This is a genomic window from Glaciecola sp. 33A (assembly GCF_002836745.1).
Lineage (GTDB): Bacteria > Pseudomonadota > Gammaproteobacteria > Enterobacterales > Alteromonadaceae > Glaciecola.
This window is the reverse complement of record NZ_PJAR01000035.1, coordinates 24,555-39,527: the sequence shown is the minus strand read 5'-3', so window position 1 is coordinate 39,527 and position 14,973 is coordinate 24,555. Positions and strand designations below refer to the sequence as shown.

At 43.4% G+C, this 14,973-nt stretch carries 16 protein-coding genes; 13 read left to right on the top strand and 3 right to left on the bottom strand.

Annotation, left to right across the window (positions count from 1 at the left end; all coding sequences use genetic code 11):
- Positions 1-9: 9 nt before the first annotated feature.
- Positions 10-2,472, bottom strand: a complete 2,463-nt coding sequence (locus tag CXF81_RS06530; RefSeq protein WP_101180560.1) for a flagellar hook-length control protein FliK — start codon at positions 2,470-2,472, stop codon at positions 10-12.
- Between the two features lie 224 nt (positions 2,473-2,696).
- Here CXF81_RS06530 and ccmA point away from each other — a divergent pair, with 224 nt between their 5' ends.
- The 10 genes from ccmA to CXF81_RS06480 are packed head-to-tail and all read left to right on the top strand — an operon-like array spanning position 2,697 to position 10,942.
- Positions 2,697-3,326, top strand: coding sequence for a cytochrome c biogenesis heme-transporting ATPase CcmA (gene ccmA / locus CXF81_RS06525; protein ID WP_101180559.1), 630 nt, complete (start codon positions 2,697-2,699; stop codon positions 3,324-3,326).
- Positions 3,320-3,985: a heme exporter protein CcmB gene (gene ccmB / locus CXF81_RS06520; RefSeq protein WP_101180558.1), complete on the top strand. Its 666-nt coding sequence runs from the start codon at positions 3,320-3,322 to the stop codon at positions 3,983-3,985. Before ccmA ends, ccmB begins: the two co-directional genes overlap by 7 nt.
- On the top strand, positions 3,985-4,767 hold the full coding sequence (locus tag CXF81_RS06515) for a heme ABC transporter permease (RefSeq protein WP_101180557.1): 783 nt from the start codon (positions 3,985-3,987) through the stop codon (positions 4,765-4,767). The genes ccmB and CXF81_RS06515 overlap by 1 nt, the downstream gene beginning before the upstream one ends.
- Positions 4,764-5,051, top strand: a complete 288-nt coding sequence (gene ccmD / locus CXF81_RS06510; RefSeq protein WP_232771806.1) for a heme exporter protein CcmD — start codon at positions 4,764-4,766, stop codon at positions 5,049-5,051. The genes CXF81_RS06515 and ccmD overlap by 4 nt, the downstream gene beginning before the upstream one ends.
- Positions 5,035-5,505 carry a cytochrome c maturation protein CcmE gene (ccmE, locus tag CXF81_RS06505; RefSeq protein ID WP_101180556.1) on the top strand — a complete coding sequence of 157 codons (471 nt, stop codon included), beginning with the start codon at positions 5,035-5,037 and terminating at the stop codon, positions 5,503-5,505. The genes ccmD and ccmE overlap by 17 nt, the downstream gene beginning before the upstream one ends.
- Positions 5,505-7,556 carry a heme lyase CcmF/NrfE family subunit gene (locus CXF81_RS06500; protein ID WP_101180555.1) on the top strand — a complete coding sequence of 684 codons (2,052 nt, stop codon included), beginning with the start codon at positions 5,505-5,507 and terminating at the stop codon, positions 7,554-7,556. Before ccmE ends, CXF81_RS06500 begins: the two co-directional genes overlap by 1 nt.
- On the top strand, positions 7,556-8,212 hold the full coding sequence (locus CXF81_RS06495) for a redoxin family protein (RefSeq protein WP_101180554.1): 657 nt from the start codon (positions 7,556-7,558) through the stop codon (positions 8,210-8,212). The genes CXF81_RS06500 and CXF81_RS06495 overlap by 1 nt, the downstream gene beginning before the upstream one ends.
- Positions 8,209-8,721 carry a cytochrome c-type biogenesis protein gene (locus tag CXF81_RS06490; RefSeq protein WP_101180553.1) on the top strand — a complete coding sequence of 171 codons (513 nt, stop codon included), beginning with the start codon at positions 8,209-8,211 and terminating at the stop codon, positions 8,719-8,721. The genes CXF81_RS06495 and CXF81_RS06490 overlap by 4 nt, the downstream gene beginning before the upstream one ends.
- Positions 8,721-10,097 carry a c-type cytochrome biogenesis protein CcmI gene (gene ccmI, locus CXF81_RS06485; protein ID WP_101180552.1) on the top strand — a complete coding sequence of 459 codons (1,377 nt, stop codon included), beginning with the start codon at positions 8,721-8,723 and terminating at the stop codon, positions 10,095-10,097. Before CXF81_RS06490 ends, ccmI begins: the two co-directional genes overlap by 1 nt.
- A complete protein-coding gene (locus tag CXF81_RS06480) occupies positions 10,097-10,942 on the top strand; it encodes a VacJ family lipoprotein (RefSeq protein ID WP_101180551.1) in 846 nt (281 codons plus the stop codon). The genes ccmI and CXF81_RS06480 overlap by 1 nt, the downstream gene beginning before the upstream one ends.
- Before the next feature lie 90 nt (positions 10,943-11,032).
- Here CXF81_RS06480 and galE read toward each other — a convergent pair whose 3' ends face one another.
- A complete protein-coding gene (gene galE, locus CXF81_RS06475; RefSeq protein WP_101180550.1) occupies positions 11,033-12,052 on the bottom strand; it encodes a UDP-glucose 4-epimerase GalE in 1,020 nt (339 codons plus the stop codon).
- A 207-nt stretch (positions 12,053-12,259) separates the two neighbouring features.
- Positions 12,260-12,550: a DUF6170 family protein gene (locus CXF81_RS06470; protein WP_101180549.1), complete on the bottom strand. Its 291-nt coding sequence runs from the start codon at positions 12,548-12,550 to the stop codon at positions 12,260-12,262.
- Positions 12,551-12,660: 110 nt separating this feature from the next.
- Between CXF81_RS06470 and rfbA the strand changes: the two genes are divergently transcribed.
- From rfbA to rfbD, 3 genes are read left to right on the top strand one after another with little or no spacing between them, the layout of a single operon-like run.
- Complete coding sequence (gene rfbA, locus CXF81_RS06465; RefSeq protein ID WP_101180548.1) at positions 12,661-13,542, top strand: glucose-1-phosphate thymidylyltransferase RfbA; 882 nt, start codon at positions 12,661-12,663, stop codon at positions 13,540-13,542.
- Positions 13,543-13,545: 3 nt separating this feature from the next.
- A complete protein-coding gene (gene rfbC / locus CXF81_RS06460) occupies positions 13,546-14,100 on the top strand; it encodes a dTDP-4-dehydrorhamnose 3,5-epimerase (RefSeq protein WP_101180547.1) in 555 nt (184 codons plus the stop codon).
- Positions 14,100-14,972: a dTDP-4-dehydrorhamnose reductase gene (rfbD, locus tag CXF81_RS06455; protein ID WP_101180546.1), complete on the top strand. Its 873-nt coding sequence runs from the start codon at positions 14,100-14,102 to the stop codon at positions 14,970-14,972. Before rfbC ends, rfbD begins: the two co-directional genes overlap by 1 nt.
- Position 14,973: the final 1 nt, after the last annotated feature.

Here is a 14,973-nt window from a genome sequence, read left to right as displayed (position 1 = left end):
AGATTATCACTATACTTGGGTCTCAAAAATTTGATAATGCTCGCTCTTTAACTGCGTAGGAATTTTTCCTAATTGACACGATTGTTCGGTCAGCTCAATGCCAAATGCCGACAGTCGTCGTTGTAAATAGGGCAACATATCCAATGCTTTATTTTTAAGCTCGGTGGTTGACGTATAAAGCTGCAATTTTATTTCATCATCGCTTAGTTGTGTTTTTGCTAGCAGTTGACCCAGCGGACCAACGTCTAATTTCAGGGTTAAATACCACGAAGAGATACTTTCAGTGCTGTCTTTATTCTTGTCTTCACGCGTTTCTCGCTTAATTAGCAACTCAATATCGTCTGCATTTTTATTAAAGATATTGGGTAGGGCATAGTAAAGCTGATCTTGTCCGTGCAGCGAAGACTCGATACTTTTTAGCTTGTGATGTTGGTGGCTAAATAACATTTTAGCCACTTCAGCACTCAAGGTGTGTTTAGCATCGAATTGGCGAAAGTCTTGCAGTAACTTAGCGCTTTGGATGTTCTTAACGTTTGGTACGACGCTCTGGATAATCTCAGGAATTTGATCCTGTAGCTTACTTGCTTGTTTATTCGACTGCCGCTGTAACTTTGAGGCTAAGCTCACCTGCAGCAACGTCACCAATCCAGACAAGAAACTACTTGCTGCTATGGGTGACAATGCATTTAGTGGTGGGTTATTTAAAGGCGCGCTAATGAGCTGCTGTATAGCTCGCGCATCGATGGCCGGTTGTGTTGTTGATTTGTTCGGTAAGGTGTCCTTGATATTTCGTAAAAGCGCTTGGGTTTCAGGGCTAAGCGCAGCTATGTCTGCTTCAGCATTCAATGCGCTAATAATATTAGTCAGGGTTTGTGTTTGACTGGCCGACTGAGCCAAGGTTGTTTTAGCTAATGTTTGTACCTGCGTTTTTAAGGCATCAATAGTGCTTGTTGGCTTGCTTTTTTGTGTTGCTCCAACATTGCTTAATTGTTCAATTACGGAGCCTATTTTTGTATTTGGTAGCTGACCCAATATTTGCGTCAACAGACTTGAATTTTGCTTGTTATTAGGTTGCGAAACTTGGGGTCTTGAATCGATGAACTTAGTTAATTGTTCCAACAGCAGATCCGTTTTGAAACTGGGGGCGCTAGTGGCAGCGCGCTTTATTGTTGTTGTTTTTGTTGTCGCTGGGTCAGTTAATCCGGGTTGCGGGTTTGTTACCGCAGGATTACCGGCTTGATTAACGCCTAATTCGGCGCGACTACCAATAAATCCTTGTCTGGCAATCGTATTCGATAATGCGCTTGCCAATGATCCTGTTGCCAAGTTAGCTGGCGAACCCTTTGCAAGCGTAATGTCGGCACCCAAGCCAGCATTGCCCCTGGGTTTAGCATCCAACGTGGCTAATAATAACCTGGCTTGATTGGCATTAAGCTCAACGGCTGAGTTATTAAGGTTTCCCAAAACAGATAGTTTTAGCGTATTTGCATTGCCAGTGCCTTCAACCACCAGTGATACCTGACTGGCCCCGCTTGTATTTGCCTTGGCAATGGCATTTTGCAGTGATGTTAGCAGTGGTTTGGGTAAGTCAGCCAGTTTTGTATCAGTCAGAGGAATAATGGCTTGGGTTAATCCTGACACGACATTGCTTTGTCGATTAGTCACTGGCGCATTTGATGGTGCTAAGCTCGTCGACAGTTGTTGCAAAATTGATGTGCTAATTAATTTATTGGACAACACGGCCGAGTTTAATTGTGTTAGTTGCGAACTTAGCCTAATGGCAGTGCTCGGGTTATTTGCATTCAGTACATTTTGCTCGCCGGTGCTGCTCAGAGAAATTATCCTTGCCTGCTTAGCGCTTATATCGACCGCAATATTTATGCTACCGCCAATCTGTAGATTATTTACCTGCGCCTTATTTAACGTTAGCTGGGCCTGTTGTGCCGCGAAAGTTGAACCGGGGACCGACATATTTAGGCTAACTTGGTTGGCTGAAATTGCCGTTATCCGCCCTGATATATTAATAATGGGCTTGCCACTAAAACTCACATTTGCGCTAACTGATGCTTTGCTAATGAGGGTATTTAATTGATTGTCGTTAACGCTAATGTTGCTGCTGGCGAGTACTGCTGATTGTTGACCCAGATTAGTATTTTGTCTATTCGCAACAACCGCCGGAATAAGTGCATAGGCGTTTGGTTTATTGGCAATACTGATGAGTTCAAAAGATTGACCTGCTTTGAGATTGCCCACGTTAGCAAGCACGCTGGCAGGTATTTGTACGGACTGTTTAGTTTGCGGGTTGGTTAGTGTAATTGTGTTAGATGACACTTGGCTAACCACGACTTTTGCGGCAACACTATTAAGGGTTTGTGCGTTGTTGGTGTCGATATTATTTCGCGCAACAGACGCTTCCGATCCACGAGTCAGCGCATTTAATTGATTTAGGGTGACAGTTGTTATTTCAGGCATATATTAATTATCGGCCGCGACCCTCAAAACGCAATGCTTGGATCGCATTTTGTGCAACATTTTTGATAAAAAAACAAGAAAGGCCAAATCGTGATCACAATACATCGATTGATGTTTATCTTATACATCGGATATTCCATACAGTAGTTGCTGATTAAGCACACAAAACATCGGAATAATGTGATAAAATATTTACTTCATCAACTTAATTCGAGTATCCCTATTTGCGTGTTTTGTCAGCACAACAAGTGGCCTGTGAAAAAAGTGACCGCCAGTTGTTTTCGAATATTAATATTGAGCTTTATTCCAGCCAGTTACTCTATGTGACGGGCGAAAATGGTGCTGGAAAAACCAGTTTACTGCGGATCTTGGTTGGCTTAAGTGTGCCCTCCGCTGGCGTCGTAGAAATCAATGGCCATGACATCCATAAAAATGTGCATGACGCTAGTGAACACTTACTTTATTTTGGTCATAAGCAGGGTATTAGTCAGTTATTAACGCCCACTGAAAACCTCAAATTTTGGTGTCAGCAACATGGCGTTGATAAAAATGATGAGGCTATCCATGTTATTTTGGCTGAATTAGGCCTAACCGGCTTGGAAGACATTGCGGTTAAAAATTTATCCGCGGGTCAACAACGTCGCGTTACATTAGCTAAACTTTGGCTTAAAACCGCCGCTACATTGTGGGTATTAGATGAACCTTTTACCGCTTTGGACGTTCAACTAATAGCTGAACTCGAAGCGAAAATGACCTCATTTTTAAAAACAGGTGGCGCGATTATTATTACATCTCATCAGAAGCTGCACATCGACTACCCCTTATCCAATCTACACTTGGATTATTCATGGTAGCGTTGCAGTCAGTATTTCTAAAAGACGTGGCGCTAGCCTATCGTCAGCGAGCGGAGTTGATGCAACCGCTCATGTTTTTCGTGTTGGTGATCACCTTATTTCCGCTTGCTATTGGTCCAAGCCCGGAAACACTCCAGCGTATTGGAGGGGGGGTTATTTGGGTTGCCGCTATCTTGTCATTATTACTTGGTATGGAAAGAATGTTTCGCGACGATTTTGCCGACGGTAGCTTAGAGCAATATATGTTGTCACCCACGCCGCTGTATTTAATTGTTGTGGTTAAAGTGCTGACCCATTGGCTCATGCACATCGTGCCGTTGTTTTTGATTTCACCCTTACTTGCGCTGTTCTTAAACCTCACGTTTGATATGTATGTGGCGCTTATGCTTACGTTATTGTTGGGCACGCCCCTGATCAGTTTTATTGGCGGCATTGGCGTGGCTCTTACCGTGGGTTTACACCGAGGCGGTGTACTTTTAGCGTTATTATTAATTCCGATATTCATTCCGTTGCTGATTTTTGCCACATCGGCCATTGAATCAGCATCAATGCTATTACCTTATCATGCGCAACTTGCTATTATAGCCGCGTTGCTCCTGTTTTCAGTTGCGTTGTCTCCGATGGCAATTGCGTATTCATTAAAAGTGAGTCAAAACTAATGTGGAAGTGGATTAATTCGTTCGCCAAACCCGAAAGAGCCTATTGGTTATGTGATGTCTTGCAAAACTGGTTTGCGGGCGTCGCTATCACGGGCCTTATTATCGGTATTGTTTGGGGACTGGGTTACGCGCCTCAGGATTATCAACAGGGTGATTCGTTTCGTATTATTTATATTCACGTGCCAAGCGCGATCCTCGCAATGGGTGCCTATGTTGCGATGGCCATTGCTGCGCTGGTTGGTGTTGTATGGCAGTGGCGCACCGCGTTTATGTTCATGATAGCCATTGCCCCTGTTGGCGCGGTAATGACGTTTATTTCATTATTTACCGGTTCTTTCTGGGGTAAGCCCATGTGGGGAACGTGGTGGATCTGGGATGCACGACTCACTTCACAACTCATTTTATTGTTTTTGTATTTGGGTGTTATTTCACTCTACACCGCATTTGAAGACAAACAACAGGCAGGCAAAGCCGCTGGCGTAATGGCCATGGTGGGTGTTATCAATATTCCTATTATTCATTTTTCAGTGGAGTGGTGGAATACGCTGCATCAAGGCGCAACCATCACCAAAATTGGCAAGCCTTCTATTGCCCCTGAAATGCTATGGCCCTTGCTCATTTGTATTTTGGGCTTTGCTGCGTTTATCGGCTGGGTCACTATTATTCGCATGAAAAACGAAATTATAATGCGTGACCTTCATCGCCCTTGGGTTGCACAGCGGTTTGGCGGGGCTGAAACCGGCGTTGCTGAGGCTGTCGCAAATGTGGACGGGCAGCCATGATCACGTTTCAGTTTGAGAGTCTAAACGATTTTTTCAACATGGGCGGCTATGCGTTCTTTGTTTGGGCCTCATTCATCTGTACATTTTTGTGCATGGCTGGCGTATTAATTCAGAGCCTTGTTATGGGCAAAAAAATCAAACAAGGTGTACAAAAAGAGAAGGCGAGAGCAGAGCGTATTATGGCTGCTCGTGCACAGCGCAAACTAAAGCAACAAGCTAAAAGCAATACACAAGTGCTCAACAATATAGACAATTCTGAGGTATTCGATGAACCCAAGACGTAAGCAGCGACTCGTTGCAGTCTCAAGCATTGGTGTATTGCTGGTAGCGGCAATAGGCTTCATGCTGTATGCCCTGCAAGATTCAATTGATGTATTTTATACGCCAACTGAAATTATCGATGGCAAAACCAAAACGGGGATAAAGCCAATAGTGGGTCAACGACTGCGTATTGGCGGTTTAGTCGTACCCGGCTCAGTATCGCGCAATGAAGAAACACTCGCGGTAACCTTTGACTTGATGGATATTGGCCCAACAGTCACGGTGCAGTTTAATGGCAGTTTGCCTGATTTGTTCCGCGAAGGGCAAGGTATCGTGGCTACCGGCACGTTAAAGAAAGGCAATTTAATTGTCGCTCATGAAGTGTTGGCCAAGCATGATGAAGAATATATGCCGCCAGAGTTGGCAGAGCAACTCAAGGGCATAAGGCACGTTAAACCAGAGCAGGCAGGATACTAATGATCCCAGAGTTAGGAAATATCACACTCATCATTGCATTGGCATTGTCTATTTTGCTCGCTATATACCCTTTATGGGGAGCACAAATACACAATCAGACCATGATGAGAATGGGCCGTCCATTGAGTTTTGGATTGTTCTTATTCACCGCATTTGCTTATGGATGTTTAAGCTATTCTTTTGCCGTTGACGACTTTAGTGTGCAGTACGTGGCACAAAACTCAAATAGTGCATTGCCTATCTACTACAAGATAACGGCAGTATGGGGAGGCCACGAAGGTAGCTTCCTTCTGTGGTGCTTAATTTTTTCGGTATGGACATGTGCTGTTGCCTTATTTTCAAAGGGTATTCCACAGGCTATGATCGCGCGCGTGCTCTCTGTATTGGGCATGGTAAGCATTGGTTTCTATTTGTTTATGTTGTTAACCTCAAATCCGTTCGACAGCTTATTGCCGTTTTTCCCGGTCGACGGCCGCGACCTAAACCCCTTGCTACAAGACTTTGGCATGATTATTCATCCGCCAATGCTATACATGGGCTACGTCGGATTCTCAGTCGCCTTTGCTTTCGCGATTGCAGCGTTAATTGGTGGTCAACTTGACTCAACGTGGGCGAGATGGTCACGTCCATGGACCATTGCTGCCTGGAGTTTCCTAACCATAGGGATCGCCCTAGGTAGTTGGTGGGCTTACTACGAACTTGGTTGGGGCGGTTGGTGGTTCTGGGATCCAGTTGAAAACGCATCGTTTATGCCTTGGTTAGTCGGTACCGCGTTAATGCATAGCTTAGCGGTGACCGAAAAACGTAAAGTCCTAAAATCGTGGACTGTGCTGCTGGCTATTGCGGCATTTTCATTAAGCCTACTAGGTACTTTCTTAGTGCGCTCTGGGGTTCTCGTGTCGGTGCATTCATTTGCTAGCGATCCTTCCCGTGGTTTGTTTATTTTAGGCTTACTGGTGGTTGTTATTGGTGGCTCATTGCTACTTTATGCGATGCGTGCGTCGCAACTTAAGAGCGTTGGACGTTATGAAATGTTCTCTCGTGAAATGATGTTAATGGGTAATAACGTGTTGCTAGTTGCCGCAACTATTGTGGTCCTCCTTGGCACATTGCTACCGTTGGTGCACAAAGAATTAGGCTTGGGTACGATATCAATCGGTGCGCCGTTCTTTAATCAGATGTTCACATTACTGACCGTGCCATTTGTTGTGTTTATGGCAGTTGGACCCTTATCTCGCTGGAAAAAACAAGCACCCTCGGCGTTGAGAAATCAGTTGTTGATTGCCTTGGTATTGGCTGTGTCTGCTGGCATATTGATCAACTACAATTATGACGAACCTACCTACATGGGTGTGTTGGGTATGGTAATGAGCTTTTGGATTTTAATCGCGATTACGTTGGAAGTGCGTCAACGCGTTGTGTCAACAACCAGGTCTGAGCCGCTCCTAGCGTCATTACGCAAACTAACACCAAGTCATTGGGGCATGGTATTAGGGCATGTCGGTTTTGCGGTAACGCTAATTGGTATTACCTTAGTGAGTAATTACGAGTTAGAGCGCGATGTACGAATGGCGGCAGGCGATACCGTCGAAATAGCTGATTATACGGTATCCTTCACTGGCGTTGAGCAAATAGAAGGAGCCAATTATAGCGCCGATCGCGGTATTTTTGATGTGTATAAAAACGGCGTGTTTGTGAATCACCTTGAACCTGAAAAACGCTTTTACCCAGTACAGCGCACGTCAATGACGGAAGCGGGTATACACACCACCTTAACTCGGGACTTGTTTATTGCCCTGGGCGAACCGCTATCGAATGGCGCATGGGCCATTCGTTTGTATTATAAGCCGTTTGTGGTGTGGATTTGGGGTGGTGCTGTGATCATGTGTATCGGTGGTATCTTTTCCATCAGCGATAAACGCTATCGCATCAAAAAAATGGCGAAGTGGAGGGATCTTGGCGGCGTAAATAACAGTGATGAGCAACCTGGGGTCGCTAGTCAGAAACCGTCAGCAAACAATGGCGGTAAGTTAATTGAGGAGCATACTTAATGAAACGGATCACGTGGTTCATGTTGCCTTTAATATTGTTTTTGGGTTTAGCCGTGTTCCTATTTCAAGGACTCTACTCTGACCCTAAGGCGCGTGAATCAACCGCCGTTGCTAAAGCTTTTCCAGATTTCAACCTGCCTGACTTAATGGACGAGTCTATCATGTATGACAACTCGGTTTTTGATGGCCAAATTACCTTGATCAATGTCTGGGGAGTTTGGTGCACCACCTGTGCAATTGAATTGCCGTATTTGGAGAGCTTAAAAAATCAGGGTTACCGAGTTGTTGGTTTGTATTACGACCAAGATCTCGATCCTGACTTTGGCACCAAAACAATTGACAGAGTGCGCACAGAAGTGATCGCCACGCTCAGTAAATTTGGTGATCCTTACGCCTTTAATATTTTTGATGTATACCGTAATACATCACTCGATTTAGGCGTAACCGGGGCCCCAGAAACCTTCTTAGTGGATCAGCAAGGGGTTATCTTAGTGCATCATCTAGGTGATTTAAATGAGCGAGTTTGGCGTAATAAATTTGCCCCAATACTGGCTGACATTAAGCCTATGACTGACTCATCAGATGTTGAGGTGTCACCCGATGTTGGTTCATCAAGCGTCGGAGCCTCAAGCGCTGAAGTAGGAGGGGGAGAATGAAACCGATTTCCTTAATATTGATTAAATGCTGCTTTTTATTGTTGCTAACGACGTCCCCATCTTTTGTGTTTGCGCAAGATCTAAACACAAGCGATGCCTTAGCTAAAGTCTCTGAAGCTGAGAAAATGGGTGAGAATTATGCGTTTGAAAATCCAGACGACAGAAAAACTTTTTTAAAGCTAACGGCGGAACTTCGCTGCCCAATGTGCCAAAACCAAAACATAGCTGACTCTGACGCAATGATCGCGCATGACATGCGCCGCAAGGTGTATCAATTGATGTTGCAGGGCAGTTCAGAAAATGAAATCATTGAATTTATGAAACAGCGTTACGGCGATTTTGTTTATTATCAGCCGCCAGTAACGCCGGTGACCATATGGCTATGGGCATTACCGATTTTGTTTTTTTTCGTTATGATGGGTGTGTTTTTAATGCGCCGTCAAGCAGAGCCAGAAGAAAATATTGAAGCCAAATTAGCTGCGGCTAACAAATTGTTAAAGGACGACTAGTGACCAGTTTTTATGTGTATTGTTTGTTATTCGCGGCTATTGCTGTCGGTTTTATCCTTTATCCATGGCTCAAAGATAGAAATGCTAAAAAACGTTTTGAAGTTTCCAACACCAACGTTATTAAACAGCGTATTGAGGAAATAAAGCGAGAAGCGTTTGAAGGATTAATTGACCCTGAAGAGATGCAAACCGCGATAGATGAAATGAAGATAGCACTAGCTGATGAAACCGCATTTCATGACGCTCAAGAAAAAAAAGCGGAAACCACCAGTTTGTCAGCAAGATCAGCTAAGCTTCCGCTTCTTATTGGCGCTATTCCCGCGCTCTTCGCGGCGGTTTGGGTGTACGTAGATGCAAATCAGCTGTCTGGATTGCAAGATCTAGTTGATGCCACCAACAACATAGATGAACTCAGTCAGCGTATTTTGGTAACCCCTGCTGATGATGTGCGACCCGAGGAATTTCAGAAGTACGCACTAGTGATACGTCAGCAACTTCGCAAGGACCCAAGTGATGCCACCGGTTGGCAATGGCTTGGCAGGCTGCGTATGTCCTTAGGGCAAACCGAGGAAGCCGTCGCTGCTTTTGACAAAGCATTAAAGATAAGTCCTGATGCACAAGATATTCGCATGAAGTACGCACAAGCAATGATGATGGTTGGTGATGACGAAAATCTGCAGAACGCTAAACGACAAGTCAGTTATTTAGTTCAGATAGCACCAGAAAACCGAAATTACCGTTTATTATTGACCGTTGTGGCGGCACAGTTAAACGACAGTGACGTTGCCTTCGCTAACTTTGCGCTAATTAAAGACGCGCTTTCTGCGGATAGCACAGTGTACCAATCGTTAGTTAATCAACTGCGTTCTATGGGAGCGTCTGAAGGGCTATTGTCATTGAATAATGGAGCGCGCAATGGTCTGCTCGATAATTCGTCTCTCGATAATTCGTCTCTCGATAATTCGTCTCCCGATAATTCGTCTCTCGATAATGCGCCGCTTGATAATTCGGTCGTTGCAAACGGCACAAGAGGGTTTGACGTTACGGTTTCAATTGCCAATGAACTGGAAAGTAAGTTACCGTCGACGGGTTTTTTAATTCTATTTGCACAAGATGCGATATCAGGTAGCCGAGTGCCCTTGGCGGTTAAGAAATTGGCGTTACCGCAGTTTCCTATTTTGCTCAGCTTAAGTGCCGATGATGCAATGATCGCAAGTTTATCATTGGAAAATGCAGAACAGGTCACCATCACTGCGCGTATCTCTGTCGATGAAGATGTAATGACCAAACCCGGCGAGTTAGAGGGAAGCCTCGCTAGTGTTACGGTTAATGACAGTATGCAAGCTGTCACTTTAATTATAAATAAGGAAATATAGTGAGCAATAAGTGTAAAATAATTGCGTTAGTTTTTGCCTTGGGATTAGGCGGGTGCGCAAGTCAGTCAGTTAATGAGCAAGCCGAATTATCAAAAGATCAAGAAACTGCCGTGGGCGAAGTAAACCCAGCAGGAGACGCAGCAAGTTCAGAGACAAAGTCTGAGCGTAATGTTGATCCGTTCGAGCCCATCAACCGCGTATTTTGGGATTTCAACTATGAAATTCTCGACCGCTTTTTAGTCAAGCCTGCCACCAAGGCTTACATTACGGTGACTCCTCAGTTTATTAGAAGTGGCTTACTAAATGCGTCTGAAAATTTGAGTGAGCCTGCCAGTGCAGTCAACAACTTACTGCAGGGTAAGCCGGTTGACTCACTCACCAGTGTAGGGCGCTTTTTGCTCAATAGTACGGTGGGTATTGTCGGCTTGTTTGATGTTGCGTCCACAATGGGTTTAGAAGAGAAAGAGGAAGACTTCGGTGAAGTATTGGGTGTTTGGGGCGTCGGCACTGGCCCATATCTGATGTTGCCAGCACTAGGCCCAAGTGACTTTAGAAGTTTTACCGGTCGTGTTGTCGATAATGTGTATTGGCCGACCACGATCCTTGATGACCCCTACGTCATTGCGTCCAACGTGATAAAAATTATAGAAGTAAGAGCATCTTTGTTAGATCAAGAGGAGATATTAAACCGGTCTCTGGATCAGTACTTGTTTGTTCGCGATGCTTATTTTCAGCGTTTAGCATTTAAAGTGAGTGATGGTAAGGCAAAAGTTAAGACCACAGAAGAGCTGGAAGAAGAAGACGATGATTTTTCTAACTTTGAAGATTTGTTGAAGGACATGTAATAGCAGCAATATAATTGCAAAAGTCGCGTCATTGAAAACTAAACAAAGGGGCGGTGTTCAGGAACATTAACACCGCCCCTTTTTTGTTTGTCAGGCTTTATACCCATTCGGATTATTAGACTGCCAGCGCCACGAGTCCTCACACATTTCCTTTAAGCCTTTTTCAGCTGTCCAGCCCAGTGCGTCGGCTGCCAATTTGGGGTCGGCATAACAAGCAGCAACGTCACCGCCTCTGCGAGGCGTAATTTTGTAAGGGACTTTTTTACCCGAGACTTGTTCAAACATGGTGACCATTTCGAGTACGCTATAACCTTGGCCAGTGCCTAAGTTATAGGTGACCAAGCCGGCTTTATCTTCTAACTTGGCTAACGCTTTTAAATGCCCATTGGCTAAATCGTCAACATGGATATAGTCACGAACACCGGTGCCATCGACTGTGTCGTAGTCATCACCAAATACGCTTAAATACTCGCGCTTACCGGTGGCGACTTGGGTAATAAAGGGCATTAGGTTATTCGGTATTCCGTTGGGATCCTCGCCAATTAAGCCACTTGGATGCGCTCCTGCTGGATTAAAGTAGCGCAGCAACACGATGTTCCACTTGTTGTTGGCTTTGTAAAGGTCGGCTAGCATCAGCTCAACCATCAGCTTTGACTGGCCATAAGGATTAGTCGGTGAGCCGGTTGGTAAGTTCTCATGCAGTGGTAATTCAGTTGGGTCGCCATATACAGTCGCTGATGAACTAAACACGATATTGGTCACATCGTTAGCCTGCATCGCTTTGCACAAGTTAAGCGTGCCATACAGGTTGTTTTCGTAGTACATAAGTGGCTTTTCAACTGATTCACCCACGGCCTTTAAGCCGGCAAAGTGAATAACCCCATCAATTTTATGCTCACTGAATATTTTATTTAATAGCGCGGTATCTCGAATATCACCTTCATATAAATCAGCCTTTTTACCTGTGATTTCTTGCACTCTTTTTAAACTCTCATTTGAGGAGTTTGAAAAGTTGTCCAAAATAACGACCTTGTAATCCGCTTCAAGTAGCTGCAGAACCGTGTGACTGCCTATATAGCCAGTGCCGCCGGTGACAAGTATTGATTTCATAGTGAAGGCTCCGTTGATAATAAATTCCATTTTATCTTATAAATGTGACAAATATAATGAGTAGTATGAAATTGTTCTGGTTTGTTTTGTAATGGCACTGACTACATAGTGTAAATTATCGCTATTCTTTTTGCATCAGTACTGCAAGCAGTGATCAGTTTATGTACATGTCTAGCTATGCGTTTATTTATTACTTTATTTACCGCTTTACTTATTCTTGTCTTTTAAATATTTGGCAGACAGTGAATATTGGATAGGCTTAACAAAAATTGGATACAATAATAAAATAAGGGCAGCCCAGGCAAGTGAGAACCAATTGTTAGTTACCTGCAAGATCAAAGCAAATACCGGCACTATCACCATTAACTTTAGCACGTTTAGCAGTGTTTTCTCTGGAACCGTCATTTTTTTTGCCGCATCTTCCAATAGCGCCATGCGTTCTGTTAATGGTTTGTCGGCCAATGCTGGGATTTTCTTAGTCGAGGTGTAGATTTTCACTTTTGTCTCTTTCTCTTAATAAATTGAATAGTGCAGCGAAACCTGAGTTTTATCCACGTATTTATTAAGATACAATATACCTGAATTTACTAAGTAAAACGAGAATACAAATGGCTAGAAAAGGAATTATTCTTGCGGGCGGCTCAGGTTCTAGACTGCATCCGTTAACTCAAGTTGTAAGTAAGCAATTGATGCCAATCTACGACAAGCCAATGATCTACTATCCGCTGTCGACTTTGTTGATTGCTGGAATATCGGAAATTCTTATTATTACCACGCTAGAAGAATCCCAACGATTCAAAGATTTATTAGGCGACGGTTCAAAGTGGGGAATTACCTTAGAATATGTGGTTCAGCCTTCTCCTGATGGTTTAGCCCAAGCTTTTATTCTAGGTGAGGAATTTATCGGTAGGGATAGTGTGACCTTAGTTTTGGGTGACAATATATTTTATGGCCATGACCTGCAGAAATCTCTAGTTGAGTCTTCAAAGCAGGAAGTTGGAGCGACTGTTTTTGGCTACCATGTAAACGATCCTGAAAGGTATGGCGTGGTAGATTTTGATGATAATTGGAAGGCACTTTCGATTGAAGAGAAGCCAAAAAAAGCAAAATCAAACTATGCCGTTACGGGTCTCTACTTTTATGACAATAAAGTGGTTGAACTGGCTAAAAAGATAAAGCCAAGCCATCGTGGTGAATTAGAGATTACTGACTTAAATAATCTATATTTAGAATCGGGTGAATTAAGCGTGCAGTTAATGGGAAGAGGGTCGGCGTGGCTAGATACTGGCACTATTGATAGCCTGTTAGATGCGGCAAATTTCATAGCCGCTATCGAAAAAAGGCAAGGTTTGAAAATTTGCTGCCCAGAAGAAATAGCGTTCCGTAAAGGTTTTATAACTAAACAACAGTTAATTGCTCTTGCGCAACCGCTGATAAAAAGTGGTTACGGTAAATACTTAGTCAAAATAGCAGATGAGAAGATTATTTAAAGAATGAAAATTGTAAATACGACCATTCCAGATGTAAAAATTATAGAGCCTACGGTATTTGGTGATTCTCGCGGTTTTTTTATGGAAACATTCCGCGATGATTGGTTTAGAGAAAATTGTGCCGACGTCACGTTCGTTCAAGACAATCAGAGTCGATCTAAGCAAGGCATTTTAAGAGGGTTACACTACCAACTTGAGCAAACTCAAGGAAAACTGGTAAGAGTAACTGAAGGCTCAGTTTTTGATGTTGCAGTTGATGTTCGAAAAGACTCAAAAACTTATGGTCACTGTGTTGGCGTTGAACTAACTGGCGAAAATAAAAAACAGCTTTGGGTTCCAGCGGGCTTTGCACATGGTTTTTATGTGATTTCCGAATTTGCTGATTTTACGTATAAGTGTACTGAGTATTATTACCCAGAATCAGAGGTTTCAATTAAACATAATGACAGTCAACTGAATATTCAATGGCCTTATGTTGAGGGCGTTGAAACATTGTTATCACCAAAGGATCTGAACGGCTTATCTTTTGCTGATGCTCCTATGTTGGATCTTAAATAATGCTAGTCATTATTGGTAAGAACGGCCAATTAGCGAAGAAATGTCTTGAGTTAGTGGGTGCACAAAGCGCTGTTTGCCTAGGCCGCGATGATATTAATATTACAGCAGATAGCTTGATACAAACATTAGACAACATTAAGCCGAGCGCAATTATCAATGCGTCAGCTTATACCGCTGTTGATTTAGCAGAAAGTGAAGAAAATAAAGCAACAGCAGTAAATTACAACGCGGTAGAAAGACTCAGTGACTACTGCAAACAAAACGGCATCCATTTTGTTCATGTTTCCACTGATTATGTGTTTAAAGGAGACAAAGGTTCACCTTACCTTCCTGGCGATAACTATGATCCCATAAATGTGTATGGCAAGACCAAGATGTTAGGTGAACAGGCTATTCAAGACTCTAACGCGAGTGGTAGCTGTGTTTTAAGAACAAGTTGGGTTTACTCTGAGTTTGGCGGCAACTTTGTTGCTTCAATGCTGCGATTTATGGATGAAAAAGAACAATTAACCATTATCAGTGACCAAATTGGTTGTCCAACGTCGGTTGATACCTTGGCGCGTGCTTGCATAGCCTCGGCCCATAATAAGCTTGAAGGCATTCATCATGTTACTGATGAAGGAGTTGCTAGTTGGTTTGACTTTGCCAAAAGTATTCAGCGATTAGGTTTGCAGCATGGCTTATTGTCAAAAGTCATCCCTATTAAACCTATTAATACTGCCGATTACCCAACGCCAGCGAAAAGGCCGCATTACAGTGTTTTATCTAAAGATTCTTTTAAGGCGGCATTGCCGTTAGTTGATCTACCCTATTGGGAAGACGCATTAGAGTCGGTATTAATAAAAATTAAAGAAATGAAAATACAGGATTAAC

Bases quoted from the DNA above. Each gene is read 5' to 3' on its own strand.
- CXF81_RS06530 (WP_101180560.1), bottom strand. From the start codon at position 2,472: ATGCCTGAAATAACAACTGTCACCCTAAATCAATTAAATGCGCTGACT.
- CXF81_RS06500 (WP_101180555.1), top strand. From the start codon at position 5,505: ATGATCCCAGAGTTAGGAAATATCACACTCATCATTGCATTGGCATTG.
- CXF81_RS06495 (WP_101180554.1), top strand. From the start codon at position 7,556: ATGAAACGGATCACGTGGTTCATGTTGCCTTTAATATTGTTTTTGGGT.
- ccmE (WP_101180556.1), top strand. From the start codon at position 5,035: ATGAACCCAAGACGTAAGCAGCGACTCGTTGCAGTCTCAAGCATTGGT.
- galE (WP_101180550.1), bottom strand. From the start codon at position 12,052: ATGAAATCAATACTTGTCACCGGCGGCACTGGCTATATAGGCAGTCAC.
- ccmD (WP_232771806.1), top strand. From the start codon at position 4,764: ATGATCACGTTTCAGTTTGAGAGTCTAAACGATTTTTTCAACATGGGC.
- ccmB (WP_101180558.1), top strand. From the start codon at position 3,320: ATGGTAGCGTTGCAGTCAGTATTTCTAAAAGACGTGGCGCTAGCCTAT.
- rfbA (WP_101180548.1), top strand. From the start codon at position 12,661: ATGGCTAGAAAAGGAATTATTCTTGCGGGCGGCTCAGGTTCTAGACTG.
- CXF81_RS06490 (WP_101180553.1), top strand. From the start codon at position 8,209: ATGAAACCGATTTCCTTAATATTGATTAAATGCTGCTTTTTATTGTTG.
- rfbC (WP_101180547.1), top strand. From the start codon at position 13,546: ATGAAAATTGTAAATACGACCATTCCAGATGTAAAAATTATAGAGCCT.
- rfbD (WP_101180546.1), top strand. From the start codon at position 14,100: ATGCTAGTCATTATTGGTAAGAACGGCCAATTAGCGAAGAAATGTCTT.
- CXF81_RS06515 (WP_101180557.1), top strand. From the start codon at position 3,985: ATGTGGAAGTGGATTAATTCGTTCGCCAAACCCGAAAGAGCCTATTGG.